The sequence below is a fragment of the Sphingomonas glacialis genome (genome assembly GCF_006439055.1).
GTDB classification, from domain to species: domain Bacteria; phylum Pseudomonadota; class Alphaproteobacteria; order Sphingomonadales; family Sphingomonadaceae; genus Sphingomonas; species Sphingomonas glacialis_A.
In genome coordinates, this window is the sequence record NZ_RCZC01000002.1 from 706941 (window position 1) to 726886 (window position 19946).

21 protein-coding genes, 1 tRNA gene and 1 pseudogene are annotated in these 19946 nt (G+C 65.6%); 11 read left to right on the forward strand and 12 right to left on the reverse strand.

What is annotated here, in order from left to right; genetic code table 11:
• Positions 1-128: 128 nt before the first annotated feature.
• On the forward strand, positions 129-911 hold the full coding sequence (locus EAH76_RS07185; protein WP_140849535.1) for a sulfite exporter TauE/SafE family protein: 783 nt from the start codon (positions 129-131) through the stop codon (positions 909-911).
• 117 nt (positions 912-1028) lie between these two features.
• Here the strand turns inward: EAH76_RS07185 and EAH76_RS07190 are convergent, their stop codons facing one another.
• Together EAH76_RS07190 and EAH76_RS07195 are read right to left on the reverse strand one after the other, a co-directional pair.
• Entirely contained in the window at positions 1029-1550 is a 522-nt protein-coding gene (locus EAH76_RS07190) for a carboxymuconolactone decarboxylase family protein (protein WP_133188905.1), read from the reverse strand.
• A gap of 216 nt (positions 1551-1766) precedes the next feature.
• The gene (locus EAH76_RS07195; RefSeq protein WP_140849537.1) at positions 1767-2309 is read right to left on the reverse strand and encodes a peroxiredoxin; all 543 of its coding nucleotides are present in this window, start codon (positions 2307-2309) and stop codon (positions 1767-1769) included.
• A 145-nt stretch (positions 2310-2454) separates the two neighbouring features.
• On the opposite strand from EAH76_RS07195, the gene EAH76_RS07200 reads away from it, so the two are divergent.
• Together EAH76_RS07200 and EAH76_RS07205 are read left to right on the forward strand one after the other, a co-directional pair.
• Positions 2455-3354, forward strand: a complete 900-nt coding sequence (locus tag EAH76_RS07200) for a hydrogen peroxide-inducible genes activator (protein WP_140849539.1) — start codon at positions 2455-2457, stop codon at positions 3352-3354.
• 78 nt (positions 3355-3432) lie between these two features.
• Positions 3433-4113: a fasciclin domain-containing protein gene (locus tag EAH76_RS07205; protein ID WP_140849541.1), complete on the forward strand. Its 681-nt coding sequence runs from the start codon at positions 3433-3435 to the stop codon at positions 4111-4113.
• 45 nt (positions 4114-4158) lie between these two features.
• Here the strand turns inward: EAH76_RS07205 and pgsA are convergent, their stop codons facing one another.
• The gene (gene pgsA / locus EAH76_RS07210; protein WP_140849543.1) at positions 4159-4725 is read right to left on the reverse strand and encodes a CDP-diacylglycerol--glycerol-3-phosphate 3-phosphatidyltransferase; all 567 of its coding nucleotides are present in this window, start codon (positions 4723-4725) and stop codon (positions 4159-4161) included.
• A 136-nt stretch (positions 4726-4861) separates the two neighbouring features.
• On the opposite strand from pgsA, the gene EAH76_RS07215 reads away from it, so the two are divergent.
• Entirely contained in the window at positions 4862-6151 is a 1290-nt protein-coding gene (locus EAH76_RS07215) for an MFS transporter (RefSeq protein ID WP_140849544.1), read from the forward strand.
• Positions 6152-6170: 19 nt separating this feature from the next.
• Here the strand turns inward: EAH76_RS07215 and EAH76_RS24140 are convergent, their stop codons facing one another.
• From EAH76_RS24140 to EAH76_RS07225, 3 genes are all read right to left on the reverse strand, one after another.
• Positions 6171-6335: a hypothetical protein gene (locus EAH76_RS24140; RefSeq protein WP_170208004.1), complete on the reverse strand. Its 165-nt coding sequence runs from the start codon at positions 6333-6335 to the stop codon at positions 6171-6173.
• A gap of 87 nt (positions 6336-6422) precedes the next feature.
• On the reverse strand, positions 6423-6806 hold the full coding sequence (gene gloA2, locus EAH76_RS07220; protein ID WP_140849546.1) for an SMU1112c/YaeR family gloxylase I-like metalloprotein: 384 nt from the start codon (positions 6804-6806) through the stop codon (positions 6423-6425).
• A 100-nt stretch (positions 6807-6906) separates the two neighbouring features.
• A complete protein-coding gene (locus EAH76_RS07225) occupies positions 6907-7416 on the reverse strand; it encodes an acyltransferase (protein WP_140849548.1) in 510 nt (169 codons plus the stop codon).
• Positions 7417-8071: 655 nt separating this feature from the next.
• Between EAH76_RS07225 and EAH76_RS07230 the strand changes: the two genes are divergently transcribed.
• The 3 genes from EAH76_RS07230 (at position 8072) to EAH76_RS07240 (ending at position 10010) form a co-directional block, all read left to right on the forward strand.
• Positions 8072-8347, forward strand: a complete 276-nt coding sequence (locus tag EAH76_RS07230) for an HU family DNA-binding protein (RefSeq protein WP_140849550.1) — start codon at positions 8072-8074, stop codon at positions 8345-8347.
• Between the two features lie 492 nt (positions 8348-8839).
• Entirely contained in the window at positions 8840-9232 is a 393-nt protein-coding gene (locus tag EAH76_RS07235; protein ID WP_161988984.1) for a response regulator, read from the forward strand.
• Between the two features lie 124 nt (positions 9233-9356).
• Positions 9357-10010, forward strand: coding sequence for a sensor histidine kinase (locus tag EAH76_RS07240; RefSeq protein WP_161988985.1), 654 nt, complete (start codon positions 9357-9359; stop codon positions 10008-10010).
• 28 nt (positions 10011-10038) lie between these two features.
• On the opposite strand, the gene EAH76_RS07245 is transcribed toward EAH76_RS07240, so the two are convergent.
• Complete coding sequence (locus EAH76_RS07245) at positions 10039-10491, reverse strand: winged helix-turn-helix transcriptional regulator (RefSeq protein ID WP_140849556.1); 453 nt, start codon at positions 10489-10491, stop codon at positions 10039-10041.
• A 30-nt stretch (positions 10492-10521) separates the two neighbouring features.
• Between EAH76_RS07245 and EAH76_RS24830 the strand changes: the two are divergent.
• Positions 10522-11517 (forward strand): annotated as a pseudogene (locus tag EAH76_RS24830) (MDR family oxidoreductase); the annotation flags it as partial.
• Between the two features lie 57 nt (positions 11518-11574).
• Here EAH76_RS24830 and EAH76_RS07255 read toward each other — a convergent pair.
• The 5 genes from EAH76_RS07255 to EAH76_RS07275 form a co-directional block, all read right to left on the reverse strand.
• Entirely contained in the window at positions 11575-12432 is an 858-nt protein-coding gene (locus EAH76_RS07255; protein ID WP_140849557.1) for a TonB-dependent receptor plug domain-containing protein, read from the reverse strand.
• Between the two features lie 66 nt (positions 12433-12498).
• Entirely contained in the window at positions 12499-14142 is a 1644-nt protein-coding gene (locus tag EAH76_RS07260; RefSeq protein WP_161988986.1) for an ATP-binding protein, read from the reverse strand.
• Between the two features lie 385 nt (positions 14143-14527).
• Positions 14528-14604 (reverse strand) — tRNA-Ile (locus EAH76_RS07265).
• Positions 14605-14616: 12 nt separating this feature from the next.
• On the reverse strand, positions 14617-15642 hold the full coding sequence (locus EAH76_RS07270) for a polysaccharide deacetylase family protein (RefSeq protein ID WP_140849561.1): 1026 nt from the start codon (positions 15640-15642) through the stop codon (positions 14617-14619).
• A 14-nt stretch (positions 15643-15656) separates the two neighbouring features.
• Positions 15657-17525 carry a sensor histidine kinase gene (locus EAH76_RS07275; RefSeq protein WP_431357976.1) on the reverse strand — a complete coding sequence of 623 codons (1869 nt, stop codon included), beginning with the start codon at positions 17523-17525 and terminating at the stop codon, positions 15657-15659.
• Positions 17526-17706: 181 nt separating this feature from the next.
• On the opposite strand from EAH76_RS07275, the gene EAH76_RS07280 reads away from it, so the two are divergent.
• From EAH76_RS07280 to EAH76_RS07290, 3 genes are all read left to right on the forward strand, one after another.
• Entirely contained in the window at positions 17707-18174 is a 468-nt protein-coding gene (locus EAH76_RS07280) for an Lrp/AsnC family transcriptional regulator (protein WP_140849563.1), read from the forward strand.
• Positions 18175-18284: 110 nt separating this feature from the next.
• A complete protein-coding gene (locus tag EAH76_RS07285) occupies positions 18285-19481 on the forward strand; it encodes a multidrug effflux MFS transporter (protein ID WP_140849565.1) in 1197 nt (398 codons plus the stop codon).
• 136 nt (positions 19482-19617) lie between these two features.
• Positions 19618-19944 (forward strand): hypothetical protein, encoded by a 327-nt coding sequence (locus EAH76_RS07290; RefSeq protein WP_241659597.1) that lies wholly within the window; start codon positions 19618-19620, stop codon positions 19942-19944.
• Positions 19945-19946 lie beyond the last annotated feature (2 nt).

Here is a 19946-nt window from a genome sequence, read left to right on the forward strand (position 1 = left end):
TTTCCCCTTCATCTGCGCGGTATCTAGTCCTTCGATCGGTCGAATTAAAGGCGCATCCGGTCGCCAACTTTATCGAACAAAACCCCATCTTTCTTGTGGGATTTGGAAAAAGGCGCGATCTGCTGATGATGCCAGACCTTGCGACCCTAGATTTTCCCGCGATTTTCGCGACCATGTTGCCCTTTATCCTGATCGGCTTCGCCGCGCAGGTGGTCGATGGCGCGCTCGGCATGGCGTTCGGGGTGATCAACAATACGCTGCTCGTCGTGCTGCTCGGGATGCCACCGGCGCTCGCCTCGGCGAGCGTCCATGCGGTCGAGACCTTCACCACCGCGGCTTCTGGGATCAGCCATATTGCGCATCGCAACGTCGATTGGCGGCTGTTCCGGCGGCTGGTGATCCCGGGGATGATCGGCGGCGCGCTCGGCGCCTATGTGCTGAGCAATATCGACGGCGCGGTCGCGCGGCCGTTCGTGATGGCCTATCTCTCGCTGATGGGGCTGTATCTGCTCTACCGCGCCTATCGCGGGCCGGTGACGCCCAAGCGGCCCAAGATCATCGAGCCGCTCGGCCTGGTCGGCGGTTTCCTCGATGCCGCGGGCGGCGGCGGCTGGGGTCCGGTGGTGACCTCGAACCTGCTCGTCCAGGGTGCTGCGCCGCGCACGACGATCGGCACGGTCAATACGTCGGAATTCTTCCTGACCGCGACGATCTCGGCGACCTTCATCGCGACGCTCGGGCTGAAGGCCTTCACGCTGCAGACGCTCGGCATCCTTATCGGCGGGCTGCTGGCGGCGCCGATCGGCGCGGTGGTTGCCAAGCGCGTGCCCGCGCGCAAGCTGATGGCGATGGTCGGCGGGCTGCTGACGGTGACGAGCGCCTATTCGGTGTGGTCGGCGCTCGCAAAATGAGGAGCAAGCCCCTCCTTTAGGGCAGGGGTTGGGGTGGGGCTGGAACGGGCACCCCATCTCTGCGAGGCACTTCCCCACCCCAAACCCCTCCCCTGAAGGGGAGGGGCTTAAGAACGGTCAGTTGATCGCCGAATGGACCGTCGCGACGGCCTTCATCACCGCACCGATCCGCACCGCGGTCTGGATCGCCTCGGCGGTGGCGCCGGCTTTCTTGAGGATCTGCTCGTGGCTGTCGATGCACATGCCGCAGCCGTTGATCGCCGAGACGGCGAGGCTGAACAGCTCGAAATCGACCTTCTCGATGCCCGGCTGGCCGATCACGTTCATCCGCAGCTTGGCAGGCATCGTCTGATATTCGGCATTCCCGGCGAGATGCGTGAAGCGATAATAGACATTGTTCATCGCCATCACGGCAGCAGCGGCGCGGGCGGCGTTGGCGGCCTCGGGCGACAGCTTCGAGGCGACTTCCGCTTCGGTCACGTCGACCAGCGGCTTGTAGCCGGTGGCGTGCGCGCAGCACAGGAACAGGCCGAACTTCTGCTGGTCGGGCAGATGCGCCTCGTTGAGCAGCGAGCCGACGTTGAGGCGGATGTCCTTGGCGAAATCCGGGAGCGTCCCGGCGAAATCCTTGAGCGACATTGGGTTCTACTTTCTTGCTCCCCTCCCGCTTGCGGGGGGGGGCTGGGGGAGGGCCTGACATAGAAAAAGGGGCGTCCGTATCGCGGCACGCCCCTCCCATCGACCACCATGCGGGGGTCGAGATGCGCCCCGCGCATCTCTAAATCATGCGGGGCATGATTTACCCCCGCATGGCGGTCGATCCCCTCCCGCAAGCGGGAGGGGAATTTGGATCGCTTACGCTGCGACCTGGAGGACGTCGTCGCCCTTGTTCCAGTTGCACGGGCAGAGCTCGTCGGTCTGCAGCGCGTCGAGCACGCGGAGCGTCTCGGCGGGGTTGCGGCCGACGTTCAGGCCGTTGACCTGGACCGCCTGGATGATGTTGTCCGGATCGATGATGAAGGTCGCACGGAACGCGACATGCTCGTCCTTGTCGAGAATGCCGAGCTGCGACGCGAGCACGCCACCGTTATCCGCCAGCCACGGGAAGTCGGCTGCGGCGAGATCGTGGTCAGACTTGCGCCAGGCGAGGTGGACGTGCGCGGTGTCGGTCGACGCGCCGATCAGCACGGCGTCGCGATCCTCGAAGTCACCCTTGAGGCCGGCATAGCCGACGATCTCGGTCGGGCAGACGAAGGTGAAATCCTTCGGCCAGTAGAACAGCACCTTCCACTTGCCCGGGAACGCATCCTGGCTGAGCGTCTCGCCGGCGGGGAGCGCGGACACGCCCTGCTGGACGGGAACGGTAAAGTCGGGGAGCTTGTCGCCGATGGTCAACATGTCTTGGGCCTCCTGGAAGAAATGGGGCCTCGTCGGACATCCTCACGCGCGGCGTTGCATGCCGTCTCGTTACGCTCCCCATATAGGGACTGTTCTTATCGATCCAATGGGTTATTTAGCGCCCAGTGATCGATTGGAACGATGAATGGCGACCTACCTCCCGACCTTGAAGCAGTTGCAATATCTCGCGGCGCTGCAGGACCATGGCCATTTCGGCCGCGCGGCCGAAGCGTGTTTCGTCACGCAATCGACGCTGTCGGCGGGGATTCGCGAGCTCGAGACGCTGATCGGCGTGACGCTGGTCGAGCGCACCCGCCGCGTCGTGCGCTTCACACCGCTCGGCGATCGCATCGCCGACAAGGCGCGGCGCGTGCTGCGCGAGGCGGAAGAGCTGGGCGACATGGCGCGCGCCGCGGGGCGCCCGCTGTCGGGCGAGATGCGGATGAGCGTGATCCCGACGATCGCGCCGTTCATGCTGCCGCGCATCCTCCCGCGGCTGCGGCGCGATTATCCCGATCTCAAGCTGTTCCTGCGCGAGGAGCCGAGCGGCGCGGCGTGCGAGGGGCTGCATCATGGCCGCGCCGATTGCGTGCTGCTCGCCCTTCCCTTCGCCTGTGGCGAGGTCGCCTCGCAGGCGCTGTTCGACGATCGCCTGTTCGTCGCGGGGCAGCCGGGCGAAATGGGCAATATCGACCGTGCGATGCCGCCATCGGAGATCGACGAGACGCGGCTGCTGCTGCTCGAGGACGGGCATTGCCTCAAGGATCATGCGCTGTCGGCCTGCGCACGGCCCGAACTGCGCGCCGAGGCGACAATGCTCGGCACCTCGCTCCACACCATCGTGCAGATGATCGACAATGGCCTGGGGCTGACGATGCTGCCCGAAATGGCGCTCAATGCCGGCATTCTCGACCATACCAGCCTCGTCGCGCGGCCGCTCGACGCGGCCAATCCGTCGCGCAAGATCGCGCTGGTCTGGCGGCGCGGATCCCCCCGCGAAAAGGACTTCCAATTGCTCGCCACGGCGCTCGCCGAAGCCGTGTGACGAAACCATTTCGGCTCTGAACCGTATTTATGACACGCCGTTCATCGAGCGCGCGTCCCAATCGAGTGGAGAACCGGGATGACCTTCAAGACCAACCTTTATCTTTCGGCGATGGCCGGAGCACTGATCGTCGGCGCTGCGGCAACCGCACAGACCGCCCCAGCCCCTGCCGCCCCTGCCCCCGCAACGGCCGGCACGCAGACCGCGCCGACCGCGGGCATGCCCGCAACGGGCCAGACCGCCCCGGCAACCGCCGCACCCGCAGCGGGTGCCAACCCGACCGTCGGCGGCGCCGTGATGGATGCGACCAAGCCGATCGCCGTAAACGCCTCGGCAGCGCCGAACCTCAGCACGCTCGTCACCGCGGTCAAGGCCGCCGGTCTCGCGACGACGCTGTCGGGCCCCGGTCCGTTCACGGTATTCGCGCCGACCAATGACGCCTTCACGCGCCTCGCGCCCGGCACCGTCGCCACGCTGATGAAGCCCGAGAACAAGGCGACGCTCGCCAAGGTGCTGACCTATCACGTCGTCCCCGGCACGCTCACGCTCGCCGATCTGCAGGCTAAGGTGACGGCCGGCGGCGGCAAGGCCTCGCTGGTCACGGTCGAGGGCGATCCGCTGGTGGTCGAGACGGTCGGCAGCGCGGTGCAGCTGACCGACGTCAACGGCAACAAGAGCTATATCGAGACGGCGGACGTCAAGCAGTCGAACGGCGTCGTCCACGTCGTCAACGGCGTCGTGCTTCCCAAACTCGGCTAAGAACGTGCGCGCGGCATCGATCCGTCGATGCCGCGCGCCGATCGCTCAATCCATATATTTCAGACCGGCGCGCAGATAGTCCCAGCCGGTCATCACCGTCAGCACGGCGGCGAGCCACAGCGCGACCAGACCGACCTGCCCGACGAACGCATATTGCGGAACCGCGCCGCCGAGAATCAGCGCGCCGAGCGCGACGAGCTGGATCGTCGTCTTCCATTTCGCGAGCTTCGACACCGGCACCGAGACTTGCAGCTGCGCCAGAAACTCGCGCAACCCCGACACCGCGATCTCGCGGAGCAGGATGATCAGCGCAGCGATCTGATGCACGCCCTGGATCATCGCGGGATTGCCGTCGCGCGTGCCGACGAGCAGCAGGATGACGGCGGCCACCATGATCTTGTCGGCGATCGGATCGAGGAACACGCCGAGCTTCGACACCGTGCCCTGCGCCCGCGCGAGATAGCCGTCGAAATAATCGGTGATCGCCATCAGGCAATATAAGGCGAACCCGGCACCATAGCCGTCGGCCCAGCCTGGCCACCACAGGAACCAAGCGAGCAAGGGCACCGCGACGATCCGCGACAGGGTGAGCAGGTTGGGCAAGGTCAGCACCACCTCGCTCTACCCGTCGGATCGCCGCCTTGAAACCCCATCCGAACGCCCCAAAAACCAGAAGCAGGTTGCTGGCGCCATACCGCCTAGTCTATGGGCGGCCCTTATTCTGCCACATCGAGGCCGTGAACACACCATGCTCAACGCGCTCGGCTTGCTGAAAGAGCGCCGATTTCTGCCCTTGTTCGTCACCCAGTTCCTGGGCGCGTTCAACGACAATCTCTTCAAGACCGTGATGGTGCAATTCGCGATCTACAAGATTTTTGCAGACCCCAAGCTCGAACAGAATTTCACCGCGTTCGCCACCGCGATCGGGATCCTGCCCTTCTTCCTGCTGTCGGCGCTCGCCGGCCAGTTGGCGGATACGCACGACAAGGCCAAGATCATCCGGATCGTCAAGCTGGCGGAGATCGGCATCATGATCATCGGCGCGGCGGGCCTGATGATCGCGTGGGGCGGCTACACCATCCCCGGCCTGATCCTGATGCTGGCGGCGGTCCTGTTCCTGGGCGTGCATTCGGCGTTCTTCGGCCCGATCAAATATGCGATCCTGCCGCAGCATCTGCATGAAGACGAAGTGCTCGGCGGCACCGGGCTGGTCGAATCGGCGACCTATATCGCGATCCTGATCGGCACCGTGCTCGGCGGCTTCATGGCGGTGCAGCATGCCGCGATCGTCGTGCTGATCGTCGCCGTGATCGGCTGGATCGTCTCGCTCCAGGTCCCGCCCGCCTTGCGCGAAGGCAAGGAACTGGTGGTAAGCTACAACCCCTTCACCTCGTCGTGGCGGCTGATCTCGGGCACGATGCACATCCGGCGCCTGTTCCTGGCGATCTGCGCGATCAGCTTCTTCTGGACGATGGGCGCGGTCCTCATCATCGTCTTCAACCCGCTCGCCAAGAACGTGCTGACCGCCGACAAGCACGTGCTCACGCTGATGATCGCCCTGTTCTCGATCGGCGTCGCGGTCGGCTCGGTGCTGATCAACGCGCTGCTCAAGGGCCATACCTCGGCAAAATACGGGCCCGCCTCGGTGCTCGCGATGGGCGGCTTCATCGTCGCCTTCTCGTTCCTGTGCCGCTCGTGGCCCGCGGCGCCTCCGGGGACGCTGTACGACGTCATCACCTTCATCGAGACGCCACGCGCCGCGCTCGTCATCGCCTCGTTGATCGGGATCGCGGTGACCGGCGGGATGTTCGTCGTGCCGCTCTACGCCTTCCTCACCACCACCGTGGCCAAGGACCAGACCGCGCGCACCGTGGCAGCCAACAACGTCGTCAATGCCGGTGCGATGACGCTCGGCGCGATCGGCGTGCAGGGTCTCGCGATCGCGGGCGTGTCCCCCGAGAACACGCTGTTGGTGGTGGCGGCAATGTGCCCGATCTCGGCCTGGCTCGCCTACAAGCTCCATCTCGCCTGCGACTGAGTCGCCGCGCGGCGAACCTTCAGAAGATGAAGGTGTAGAAGCAGATGAAGAAGGCGGCGAAGCTCAGCGCGAACAGCCGCACGTCGCTATCGTCGCGAGTCCGCGCGCGCGCGATCCGCGATTCGACAAAGGCCTGACGGAAGGGATGGCGTGCGCTGGGCGCGACGAGACTCGTATCGTGCATGACGGTAGTTAACGCGCCGTTTACGATTCCGACGCACGAATCTTATGGTTAGCAGTGTCTAAATGCGGGACGCCGCGCCAGTCCTGACTACCGCGTCTCGTAGAGTTCGAGCGGCAGTCCGTCGGGATCGCTGAAGAAGGTAAAACGCTGATCGGTATAGGGATCGATGCGGATCGGCTCGACCGCGACACCGGCCGCCTCGAGCCGTGCGACGACCGGGTCGAGATCGGCGACGCTGAACGCCAGATGCCGCAGACCGCTCGCTTCCGGGTAGGATGGCCGCGCGGCGGGTGCCGGGAACGAGAAGAGTTCGAGCTGCGCCGTGCCGATCCGCAGATCCGCCTTCCACGACTGCCGCTCGGCGCGATACACTTCGTGGATCAACTCGAGCCCGAGCAGTTCGACATAGAAGCGGCGCGACCGATCGTAATCGGTGCAGATCAGGGCGACATGGTGGAGCGCATCGAGCATGCGCGGGCTCTACGCCGGGTGATGGTGAGCACCAAGCCTGGAGTGTGGCGACGGATGGTGGGCCGGCCGGACGCTTCCTGCCGCTATGCGTCCCGTTCTGTCACGCCGGAAGCGCCTTGACCCGCCGCATTCCGCCACCGCCCACGTAGAGGCCGTTGGGCTCGGTCGGGCGGCTCACGACAGTCCCCGCGGCGATGACGCAGCCGGGTGCGATGTCGCAGCCGGGCAGGATGGTGCATCCCGCGCCGACCCACGATCCGCGACCGATGACGACCTGCAAGACGGTGTTGCGCGAATGATCCGACCGACGGTCGGGGTCGCTGCCAACGGCGTGCGTCTTGGTGATGATCGTCGCGCGAACGGCCACCCGCGCGCCTTCTTCGAGGACGAGCCATTCACTTCCATCGACGAAGGCATAGGCGTTGAGGATCGTGCCCGCGCCCATGCGCAGATTGCTGCCGAGATGACATCCGCGCTCGACGATGGCGGTCGGATGGATGTCCGCCCCCGCAAGGTTGAGCATCAGCCGCCGCAGGCCCGGCCGGATCAACGACGTCCCTTGCAGACGCAGAAGGAGGATGGTCAGCCCACGCCGCGCGATATTGGGCATTACCGCTCAATCCGATACGGCTCGGCGATCGTGGCCGCGTGATCGGTGTGGGTACCACCCGAGCGCAGGCCGATGTCGCAACCCCGTTGACCAACCGACCCCGCATCGCCGCGTGCGGTGATCGATGACGATAAGCAAGATGGGTTTGCAAACGAGATACGGTGGTGTTGGTTCGTCATATCCTCGGCGACAGACGCTATGACCGTCATACTGGTGTGAGTGTAGCCGGTGCCGAGACCTGATAGGTCGCATCGCAACGCTTGGCGTGAATGCCTCTATTGGGGATGTAGACTTAAGTAACCAACATCGCTTCGAACACGCCAGCTGAATCCGCTGGCGCTCCCGTTGAGCACGCTGTCGATCCCGTTGTCAAAATGTATTTGGGCACCCGTGCTGCCTCATATCCGCTTTTAAGGTCGGTTATACTTAATTTCGCTATCGATATGACCTCCGAATGGGTTGTTCGTATACTTAGCAGATATCAACCTGCCGACACCGCGGTGCGAACCCAGCCTGTGTCGTCTTCGGTCATGCGGCTTCCGTACAGCCGGTCGCTGGAAGCGGATACGCCTTCGGCTGGTCTGCACAGGCGCTAGTCAGCGCGACAGATTGTCAGTAGGGGGCGCCTTCCATTTCAGAATGAAGGTGTCGATCCATGAACAATTCCGACCTCGTAGAGAAGATCGCCGCGTCGAACGACCTGAGCAAGGCCGATGCCAAGAGCCTGGTCGATGCCGTGTTCGCGGCAATCGCGGATGCAGCCGTTGCCGGCGAGGAAATCTCGCTAAACGGCTTCGGCAAGTTCAAGATCAAGGACAGCGCCGCGCGCGAGGGCCGCAATCCGTCGACGGGCGAGACGATCCAGATCGCCGCATCGAAGAAGATCGGCTTTACGCCGGCAAAGGCGCTCAAGGACCGCGTCAACGGCTGATCGCCACTCCTACGGTGATAACCATGCCCCTTGCGACGGCCACCCTCCCATAGGGTTGGTGGCCGCCGCAAGGCTGGCGGATGACGTGACGCGGCATCCTGCCTGCGGACTCGATCAGGCCCGGCAAACCTAAGGTACTGCGCGAACAGGCCAAACATACGGATGCACCCGAGCGGTGCTCATCGTTGCACCAAAGCTCCTGCACCGCAGCGACATCCAAACATGGGCCTACAACGTCAACAATATTGCCCGGCTATGCTGGTGCGGGCGCCGTCCAAGTCATTACGTAATTCTTCTGATCGGATCGTAGCCACCGCAATAGCTGGCGGCCGGATGCCCATACCTAGGTATTGGGTCGTATTTCTCCGCTAGCTAAGCGCCGCCAATAGCGTCATTGATCGAAGGAAGCCTTGCAGCGCGGAGCGGCGATCTCTCGTCTTTCTCGTTAAGCACGTCAGCCTGAACCGCATTTCGGACGCGAAGGAAGGGACTGTGCAGCAGACATCCGCAGCCCCTAAAGCGCAAACCGTTATCGGAATCATCGACGACGACGCGGACGTGCGAAGTGCCGTTGCGGCTTTGGTCGCGAGCATCGGGCTCAAATCGGAGATGTTCGAGACCGCCGACGCCTTGATGGCGTCAGGCCGCCTGAGCTGTCTCGACTGTGTCGTAACCGACCTGCAGATGCCCGGAATGAACGGGCTCGCGCTCGCTCGCCATATCCAGTGCACGCGGCCACTGCCGGTTATCCTGATCACCGCATTTCCGGCTCCCGGGCTCGACGACCAAGCAGCGACCGCTGGGGTCCGCTGCCTTCTCCGAAAACCGTTCGACGCTCTAGCCCTTATCGATGCGCTCGAATCGATCGCACGCGGCCGCAGCTAAAGAGCGCACGAACCGCCACGAAGCCCCCCCTATCCCGTGCCTCGGCACAGGGATGGGCAGACCTCCGTATTGTTCCCTCGGCCGCAGCCTCGGACCAGAGTGCGATCGATGGAGGATCTGCGCGATGATGATTTTAAACGGTGAAGGCGCCGGACGTCGCCCGGCTCCGTCCGGACACGAAGGCGTCGGGCACCGCGAAGCCGATCATCGGATCGCAAACAGCCTTCAACTGCTGTCGTCGCTGCTGTCGGCGCAGGGCCGCGAAACCACCGATCCCGACGCGAGAGCCGCGATCGAGACGTCGGTCCAGCGCATTGGCGCCATCGCCGGCGTCCACCGGCACCTGTACGGGTCGGATGGCGCGAACGGCGTCGATCTGCGCGCCTATCTCATGGATCTGCTCGGCGGGTTGCGGGGCAGCTTCAGCTGCGAGAACCGCGACATCCACCTCGAGGCCGAGCCGGTCGCCGCGCCGAGCGATTTTGCCGGTGTCATCGGGATCATCGTCACCGAGATCGTCATCAACGCGTGCAAGCACGCCTATGCGCCGGATCAGCCGGGCCCGATCGAAATTGTGCTGGGCAGCGATGCCGCGCGCGGCTTCACCCTCGAGGTTCGCGACCGAGGCCGCGGTCGGTCGGACGACGGGCAAAGCGGGCAAGGCCTCGGATCGCGGATCGTCGACCTGATGTCCCGCAAGCTCAACGCAGATGCGCGGTATGTCCCGGTCGCGATCGGCACGTCGTTCGTGATGACGGGCGAACTGCCGGCGGCATGAGCGCAGCATGCCGCGAGCGCCATTGCCGCTAGTCGGCGACGGGCATGGCGATTCGCTCGGGTTCGACGATCGCGGGGATCGCACCCGCCTTTCCGGATACGGCGCGCGGAGCCGCCTCGTGGGGGCAATCGCCCTGCAGCGCCGGCAGGTCCTGCTGCTCGCGTCGGTAGCGCTCGCCCCAGTCGCGCAGGCTGAGCATGACCGGCGCCAGGGTCTTGGCAAGCGGAGTCACCGTATACTCCACCTTTGGCGGCACCTCGGCATAGACATGCCGCGTCAGGAGCCCATCGGCTTCCAGCTCGCGCAGTTGCAGCGTCAGCATCCGCTGCGTCGCGCTAGGGATAAGCCGCGACACTTCCATGAAGCGCTTCTTACCGCCGAGCAGGTGGAAGAGGATCAGGGGTTTCCAGACACCACCGATGATCGACAGCGTGAGCTCCACGGCGCACCCACTTTTGGGATCGAGACGCTTCGGCCGCATCGGACTGCTCCAATTCCAATAGTATCATCAATGATAGTATCAGCGATACTTGTGCGTTCTTACGAAGATCGCCAGTCGCTCCTATTCCACACGACAGACGTCTTCAAGAAAGGAGCCCGTCCTGTGGCATTTCGAGCGATTCTCGCGACCCGAACCGACGGCGCGATCAGCGCCTCCGTTACGACCGTCGAGGACGATGTTTTCCAAGACGGCGATGTTTCGGTCGCGGTCGAATGGTCCAACGTAAACTATAAGGACGCGCTTGCCTTCGTCAGCCCGCAGATCATCCAGACCTTCCCGTTGATCCCCGGGATCGACTTTGCCGGAACGATCGAGCGGTCGTCCGATCCCCGCTTCGTTGCTGGCGACAAGGTCGTCGCCACCGGATGGGGGCTGAGCCACACGCACAATGGCGGCTACGCGCAGCGTGCGACGGTCAAGGCTTACTGGCTCGTCAAGCTGCCGGACGCGATCGGCACGCGCGATGCGATGGCCATCGGCACGGCTGGCTTTACCGCCATGCTCAGCATCCTGGCGCTGGAAGACGGCAAGATCACCCCACAGCGCGGTGACGTCCTCGTCACCGGAGCCTCTGGCGGCGTCGGATCGATCGCGATCGCCGTCCTGGCCAAGTTGGGATATCGCGTCGTCGCGTCCACCGGCAAGACGTCCGAGGCGGCGTATCTGCAGAGCCTTGGCGCCGCGGAGATCCTCGACCGCGAGACCCTCTCTGGCGAAGCCAAGCCACTGGGCCAGGAGAGATGGGCGGGCGCAGTCGACAGCGTCGGTGGCCGGACGCTGGTCAACGTTCTGGCGCAGACCCAATATCGAGGCGTGGTCACGGCGTGCGGCTTCGTCGGTGGGTTCGAGCTGTCCGCGACCGTGCTGCCGTTCATCATGCGCAACGTGACGCTGGCCGGGATCGACTCGGTCAACGCGCCGCAGGTCGTGCGTGAACGCGCGTGGCAGCGCCTGGCAACGGATCTCGATCTCGACAAGCTCGCCCTGACGGTGAACGAAATCGGCTTGGACGATGTCCAGGCCGTCGCCAGCGCCATGCGCGCTGGCAAGACCAAGGGGCGGTCATTCGATCAACGGCTGCAACGGACCGGTCGTGATCAGCGACGTGGCGTAACAGCAGTTTCCGACACTGCGCGTATAATCGCCGATCAGATGGATCGAGACAGAAGGTGCGGGGTCGAGCAGCAGCTGGACCTTGGCCGCCCGCGTCGTGTCGTCGTTCACGCGGCGCCCCCGCGTCACATCGCGGAAGAAGCCGTCGGTATGGGTTATCACCCCGGCAACGCGGATCGCCGCCCTTTCGGAAAGCGGGATGTTCTCGGCGGCACGAAGGGTGAGCGCGTTATAGCTGCCATAGCTCGCGTCCACGAAGCCGGCCGAACGGTCGGTCGATGGACGTTCCGACGACAGCAGCACCGCGCCGCCGGTCGTGTTCTTGCCAAACAGCGTTCCCTGCGGTCCGCGCAGCACCTGCACCTCGCCGATATCGACGAAGGTCTGCAGGGCGGCAGCGGCGCGTGTGCGATAGACGCCGTCGATAAACACGCCGACCGACCCCTCGAAGGTCCGATTGCTGCCCGTTGTCCCAAGACCGCGGACGATCAGATTGGCGGTCGAGCTACCGATATTGGCGGCACTGAACGTGACGGACGGGTCGATCGCGCCAAGATCGGCGATCATATCGACATGCGTTCGCGCCAATGCGGCGCCATCGACGGCCGTGAGCGCGATCGGGGCGGTCTGCCGACTCTCATCGCGCCGCCGCGCCGTCACCAGGATCTCGTCCGATGCCGGTTCCGGAGGAACGGCCGATCCGAACGGCAACGCTTCCGGGCGAGCGACCTGCGCGAACGCCGCCCCCGCCGGCAGCGCGCCGGCGCAGGTTGCCAGAGTGATAAGACTCGCGTGCCACTTCCCCATCAGCACTTCCCCGTCGCCCTCGTGCGTCCCCGATCAGCCCGTCACTTGCCCCGCGCCCTGCTGCGTTCAAGGCATGACGGCCGGCAGGCTGAACGTGAAAACGGCACCCCCGCCCGCCCGGTTGGCTGCCCGCATCTCGCCGCCCAGTCGCTGGATTGCCGAGATACAGATCTGCAACCCCAGACCGATGCCCCCCGCCTTTGTCGTGAAGAACGGCTGAAAGAGCTTGTCGAGATCGTCGGGGGCGATCCCGGTGCCGCGATCGGCAACCGAGACTTCCACCTGTCCGCCCGACCTTTGCACCATCACGGCGATCGACTTGCCCGCGCCATCCATGTCGCGCATCGCATCGCGCGCGTTGTTCATCAGGTTGATCAGGATCTGCTGGACGTCGACGAAATCGCCGAGCACCAGCATTGCGGGCGCTTCGTGTTCGAGCGTGACGTCGATCCCATTGGCGCGCATCTCGCGATCGAGCAGATCGCAGGTTTTGCGGGCAAGCACGGCGAGATCGATCTGCTGCGAGTCGCGCTGCCCCCCGCTGATCTGGTCCCGGGTGTGCTGGACGATCGTCGTGATCCGCTGGATGGTCGACGAAATGCGCTCGAGTTGGCGGATCCCCGCCTCGATGTCGGGCTGATCGCGCCGCAACAGCCGCAACCCGGTCCCCGCATCCATCTGCGCCGAAGCGATCGGCTGGCTCAGCTCATGCGCGATCGATGCGGAAAAGGCCCCCACGGTCGCGACGCGATTGGCGCGCGCCAGTTCCTCCTGCACCGCCAGCCGCATTTCTTCGATGCGATCCTGGCGGCTGATGTCGATCATGCTGGAGAGCTGACGCTCGTCGGCCAGCCTGGTGACCGAATAGAAGGCCGGCACGCGGCGGCCGTTGCTGCCGATCAGGACGACGCGTCCCTCGACATTGTCCCAACCATAGAAAATCATCTCGAACTGGCGCAGCAACACGCTTTCGATATCGTCCGCCGTCCGTTCGACCGGCCGATCCACCGCCCCATCGACGGTGTCGAAACCGAGCATCCGCACGCAGGCCTCGTTGACCGACACGGTCTTCACGGCCGCCACGCACCGCGTCAGCAATTCGGGATGGTCGGCCATATGGCGCGCAAGATCGGTCACGCCGTTGATCTTCAGCGCATGGAGGATCCGCGCCGCGTCCGCCATTTCCTGCTCGGCAAAGGCGATCTTGCTCACCGCGAACAGGCTCGCATAGCGTGTTTCGGTGCGCGACAGTTCGGCGGTCTGCCGATCGACGCGCTCTTGCAGCGTCGCATTGAGGTCACGAACTTCCGCTTCCGCGATCACCTCGGCATGGATGTCGGAGGCGCCGCCATACCAGCTCGCTGCATCGTCCCCGTCGGCGGCGTCCGGGCGCCGCGCAACCAGCAGCATCCATCGAAAGGTGCCGTCGGCATGCCGCAAGCGGATCTTGCTGCGTACCTCGGTGCCGGCGCCGCGCGCAGCGGTGAAATCGTCGCGAAGCCGCGCCGTATCGTCGGGGTGAAGCGCGTTGAGCCAGCCTTGCTCCACGCCCAGTTCGACGGGATCATGTCCGGTAAGCTCGGCAAACCTGCGATTGAGGAACTCGAACCGACCGTCCGGCGCGGCACGGAACAACAAATGCGGAACGGCGTCGGCGAAATTCGTAGACTGAGCCGCCGCGCCGTCGGAAGTCGCGGGCAGACGCGACACGCGCTCGGGTGTCGGTCTCAATGCCGCTCGCTTCGAAGCGGGGATCACGTCACCGATACTCCCCAGTGCGGACAGCGCATGCAAGACCCACCGTCTCGATACCGCCATCCGGATCCATCTGGCGTGCCTGAAGGCAGGCTATAGGGGTAAGTCGCAGAGGCACAAGCGATGGAGTACATGAGTTCGCGCTCTAAGACTTTGATCTGATTTAATCGATAGGCCGCGATGAAGCAGAGATTTTCTGCTAAAGAGCGCGCAGCAGCGCTTAGTCTTAGGGCTGAAGGATCAGATCCAGTTGTGACCTGCCGTGGACAAGACAGTCGCGATCGCCCGCCTCCCTTTCTTTGGGACGAGGGACCGCTGGAATTCCAGCGCAGGGTCGTGATGGTGGGCCCGGCAGGACTTGAACCCGCAACCTAGCCGTTATGAGCGGCCAGCTCTAACCAGTTGAGCTACAGGCCCCCCGCCCGCTCGTTAGCGCCCTGCCCCCGAAGCTGGCAAGCCCGCAGCGACAATCACCGCGTCGAGCGACGCGGGCTGGACGCCGCGCCGCGCCAGATCCGCGAACACAGCGTCCCACCAGGCGTAGAACCGCGCGAGATCGGCGGCATCGCGGACATAAGGGGTATGGCCGGGTGCCAGCGAAGGGGAATGAAAGGCGAAATTGAGCAAGCGCAGCCCCTCCCCGATCGCCACCGCGATCGCCTCGAGCGCATCGCGCAGCGGCATGTCCTCGGGCGTCAGCGCGACGCGCGACAAGAGACCCGCGCGCGCGAACAGCCCACGCCCCTTGGGCAGCGCCCCCAGCGTGCGATACAGCCGGGTCCCGCCACGGCGCAGCCAGCCGGTATGGATCGTCGTCAGCGGCAGTTCGAGGATCCCGCCGCCGGGTCCGGTGCGGAACGCGGCATTGCCGATCTCGGCGAAATCCGGACCGCCGTCACCCGAATAGGCATAACGCGACCGCATCGAGCTATCGACACGGTACCCGCGCTCGGCGAGCAACCGCAGCGTGTTCGGCCCGATCCCGTAGCGCCCCGCGCGATAGGCGATCGGCCGCGTGCCGATCCCGCGCGTGATCGCGTCGGTCAGCGCGTCGATCTTCGCAGCCTCGAGCTCTTCGGGGAGATTGCCGGCATAGCTGTTCGCCGGACTGAGCGTCTCGTCGAACGGCGGATTGACCCACGGATGCAATTGCGTGCCGACCGCCGACACGCCGTCTTCGAGCACCGCTGCCAATGTCGCGATCGCACGCGGATCGGTCGCGATCGGATAATCGACCATATAGGTCAGCGGAACGCCGTGCTCGGCAAAGCGTCGATGCGCCGCGGGCAGCGCGGATATCGCCGACACGCCGTGCGCATCGCGCGCCAGCGGCGCGTGCCAGTCGAATTCTTCCTCGGTATCGACGAGGACGACGAAACGCGTGCCGAACGCCGCGGGCCACGCCACCAGGTCGCGCGGCTCTGGCGCGCGCGGGCGATGCGCGGTGGGTGGCATGGGTGCAGCCACGGTCAGTTGCTGGACGCCTGCTCCATGTCGGCAGAAAAGGCGACCGGCAGCCGCAAAGTCAAGCTCTGCTCGCCGATCGTCAGGCTCCCGCGCAGTTCGACGGCGAGATTGCGCGCGAGGCGGAGCGCGAAGCCGGTGCCGAGCAGCGGCCCCCCGCCGGTCTCGTCGGCGCGCTCGGCCTCGGATTCGGCGTCGATCGTCAGCAGCGTTTCCTCGGCATACGCCGCGAGCGCGCGGGGACGGTCGAACCCGATCACGACCGCGCCCTCCTCGCGCCGGACGGCGACACCGATCCGCTCGCGCGCGCCGCCTGCGGCCACCAGCGTCGCGAGCAAGCGCGCGATCAGCCGCTCGACCGCACGATCGTCGCCGCGGATCGCGACTGCGGGGTCGGCCACCGCCAGATCGAGGACGACCCCGCGCAGCGTCGCGAGCGGCGCGAGATCCTCGGCGATCCGCACGAGCAGCGGCTCCAGCGGCACGTCGCCAGCGCGCAGGTCGAGCGCATGCGTCTCGATCCGCGCGGCCATGTCGATATCGTCGATCGCGGTGAGCAGGCTGCTCGTCTGGGTGCGGATCACGCCGGCCTGCTCGCGATACGGCGCGGGGACCGGGCCGAGCATCTGCGATTCGATCATCTCGGCGAAGCCCGCGATCGCGTTGGTCGGCGTGCGCAGTTCGTGGGCGAGCTGGCGGAGCGCGTCGGCGGCGGGACTGCGCATTTCACGCGCCGGTGCCGCGGTCTCGTCGGCGCGCGGGCGCCGCGCGCTGCCGCGATAGCCGGTGAAGCGGCCGGTCGCGCGGTCGAACACCGGGATGCCGGTGATCCGCCACTGCCCCGCCGCGTCCGAAGTCCCATCGACCACCAGCCGCGCATTGGTGAACTCGGCGCGGCGCCGGAAGGCACCCGCGGCACCGCCATCGACCGGCGACCCCAGCGCACCATGATCGAGCGTCAGCCCGATCAGCGGCGCGCGCGCGGCACCCTCGACCCAGCGGACCACGCCGCCGGCATCGGTTTCGAAGCGGAAGCTCTCGGCGTGGCGCGGCTCGATGACGAAAAGCTCGGGCTGGATAGCGGGCGGCGGCGTCGGCGCCTCGGCGCGCTGGCGCTGATAGGCGTCGATCCGCGCGACGAGCTCGGCGATCGGGAAAGTCCCCGACTGCGATTTGGCGGATTGCGGCGTGGCAGGCGTCGCTGCGCCGGTCGTACCATCTGCCGCCTGTTCGGCGCGACGTCGCGCCTCGGCGACGACCGGCATCGACGCCGCGACCGATGCGATCGACAGGAAGGGCGAGACGGGCGCGATCGTCTCGGGAATGACGAAGGGCTCGGGCTCTGCGATCGGCGTGGCGGGCGTTTCCACGACAGCCGCGGTTACAGGCACCGCGACTTCGTCCACGACGGGCTCGTCCACGAAGACCTCGGATGCAACGGGCTCGGGCGCGCCGAGCACGAAATCGACGCTGCCAAAGCTCTCGAGCGCGCGCGTCACCCCGTCCGCCAGGTCGCGCCGATGGCGCAACACCGAACGTCCGGCGGGCGAAAGGCCGGGCAAAATCGCGACCCATTCGGCGATCGACAGGGTCGCACTGCGCAACACCGGTGCGGCGATGGCGAGGTCGTCCTGCGCGAAGAAGGCGACGAGCGCGGCTGGCGGTGTGGCGAAGGCGAGCGCGCGGGCGCTCGCGGCGCGGATCGGCGGGGGAACGTCGCGGCGGATCTGCGCAAGCCGCGCGATCGCCGGCGCGTCCGCCGCAGCCCGTCCGCGGCCGATCAGATCGACCAGCTGCCGCCAGGCCGACTGCGCGCCGAACGCGGTCGACATGTCTGCCGAAAGCACCGTGTCCAGGCTATCGTCGAAGCGCACGTCGCGTCGTCCCCTTGGTCGCCCATCGCGCCGTAAGATTTTCTTAACTGGGCACGCGACTCCGTGGAAGCCCAAGATTTCGAGACGTCGCATTGTGGGACAATTGCGTTCGCCGGCAATTATCTTATGCTGGGGGCAGAGCATGCGACGCGAAAGACGCGTCGTAGGGGAGCTGCACGTAATGAGCTTTGATTCGATCGACCGGCGGATTCTGGAACTGCTCCAGGACGACGGACGGATGACCAACGTCGAACTGGCCGAACGCGTCGGGCTGACCGCCCCGCCCTGCCTGCGGCGGGTCCGCGCGCTCGAGGAAGCTGGTGCGATCCGCGGCTATCACGCCGAAATCGACGCGGCAACGCTCGGCTTTCCGATCACGGTGTTCGCGATGGTTTCGCTCCGCAGCCAGGCCGAGCATGATCTTGCCGCGTTCGAGGAGCATGTCGCGACGATCCCCGAGGTCCGCGAATGCCATATGCTCAATGGCGAGATCGACTTCATTTTGAAGATCGTGGCGAGCGATCTCAAGAGCTTCCAGGAAATCCTGATGACGCATCTGACGCCCGCGCCCAACGTGGCAAGCGTCAAGACATCGCTGACGATCCGTACCGCCAAGGCGCTGCCGGGCATCCCGATCCGCGGGGCGTAAGCGGGGCGTAAGAGAAGCGGGGGACCTGCCGGCGGTAAAATGAACGGATGGCCTTGCGGACCTGTTCGGCCTAGTCGGCAGCGATGCCTGATACATCGACCGCCCGGACCATGTCGCAACGCGAATTCGTCGCCTTCGTCGCCGCGCTGATGGCGGTCAACGCGCTCGGCGTCGATCTGATGCTCCCCGCGCTCGCCGATATCGGCCACCGCCTGGCGATCTCCACCGCCAACCAGCGGCAGTGGATCATCACGATCTACATGCTCGGCTTCGGCTCGGGGCAGCTCGTGTACGGCCCGCTCGCCGATCGCTACGGGCGGCGGCCGATCTTGCTGATCTCGCTCGTCGGGTTCGTCGCGGCGAGCATCTTCGCGGGTGGATCGCAGACCTTCGCGGCGCTGCTCGGCGCGCGCTTCCTGCAGGGGCTGATGTCGGCGTCGACGCGCGTGCTCGCGGTGGCGATCGTGCGCGATCGCTTTTCGGGGCGGCAGATGGCGCGGACCTTGTCGGTCGCGCAGATGATCTTCTTCCTCGTGCCCATCCTCGCGCCGAGCCTCGGACAGGTATTGCTCGCCTTCGGGCCGTGGCGCTTCATCTTCTATGCGCTCGCCGCCTTCGCCGCGTTCGTGCTGAGCTGGACCTTCTTCCGGCTCGGGGAATCGCTGGCGGTTTCGCGGCGCTCCCCGCTGTCGCTCGCCGCGCTCGGCCAGGCCTATCGGCTGACGCTGACCAACCGCTTTTCGGCCGGCTATGCCGTAGCGGCGTCGATGACGTTCGGCGCGATCATCGCGTTCGTCTCCTCGTCGCAGCAGATCTTCGTCGAGGAATTCCATGCCGGCGAACGCTTCACGATCCTGTTCGCGATCTGCGCTTTCTCGATGGGCTGCGCGGCGTTCGCCAACAGCCGGCTGATCGAGCAGCTTGGTACGCGGCTGATCTCGCAGACCGCCCTGCTCGTGCTGATCGCGCTGTCGGTGCTGCACATCGCGGTGATCGCTGCGGGGGCCGAGTCGCTCGTCACCTATATGGTCTTCCAGGCGCTGAGCATGACCTGCATCGGCCTGTGCGGATCCAATTTCGGCGCGATGGCGATGGAGCCGGTCGGGCATATCGCCGGGACGGCCTCGTCGATCCAGGGCTTCATCACCAGCGTCGGCGCGGTCGTGGTCGGGTCGCTGATCGGACAATCGTATAACGGCACGACCTATCCGCTCGCGATTGGGTATCTCGCGATCGGGCTGGTCGTTCTGGCGATCGTCTATTGGGTCGAAGGCGGCCGGCTGTTCCACGCGCACCACGCGCGCTGACACCGGCGCCAGGGATCGGTCGGCGCAGCAATGCGTCGGGCCGAGCCGGTTGCGCTTGCGGTGACCCAAAAAGAGCAGAGGATGGACACCCAAACGGGCGGCCGCTGCGGCACGACCCAAGCATAGGAGCATCACGATGGACGCGAGAGCCGGTAAGGAAGTCCATGACCTCATCAGTTTCGTCGGATTGCGCGCGCATGCCACCGCGGTCGGCTTGCTCCAGTTGTCCGCCGAACTGGTCAAGGCCGGCGTGCTGAAGGAGGATGCAATTACGCGGATCAAAGCGGCGATCGCCGACGAGCTCGAACTCTCGCGCCCGTCGACCGTGTCGAAGGCGGAATTCGATCGCACGACGCGCCGGCGGCTCGACCGGCTCTTCTCCGGCGAGGAAAAGCTCGCGCCCGGGCCCGATCAGGACGACGCGGCAGACACTGGCGCCCACGCGGCCGAACGTTCGTCCTGATC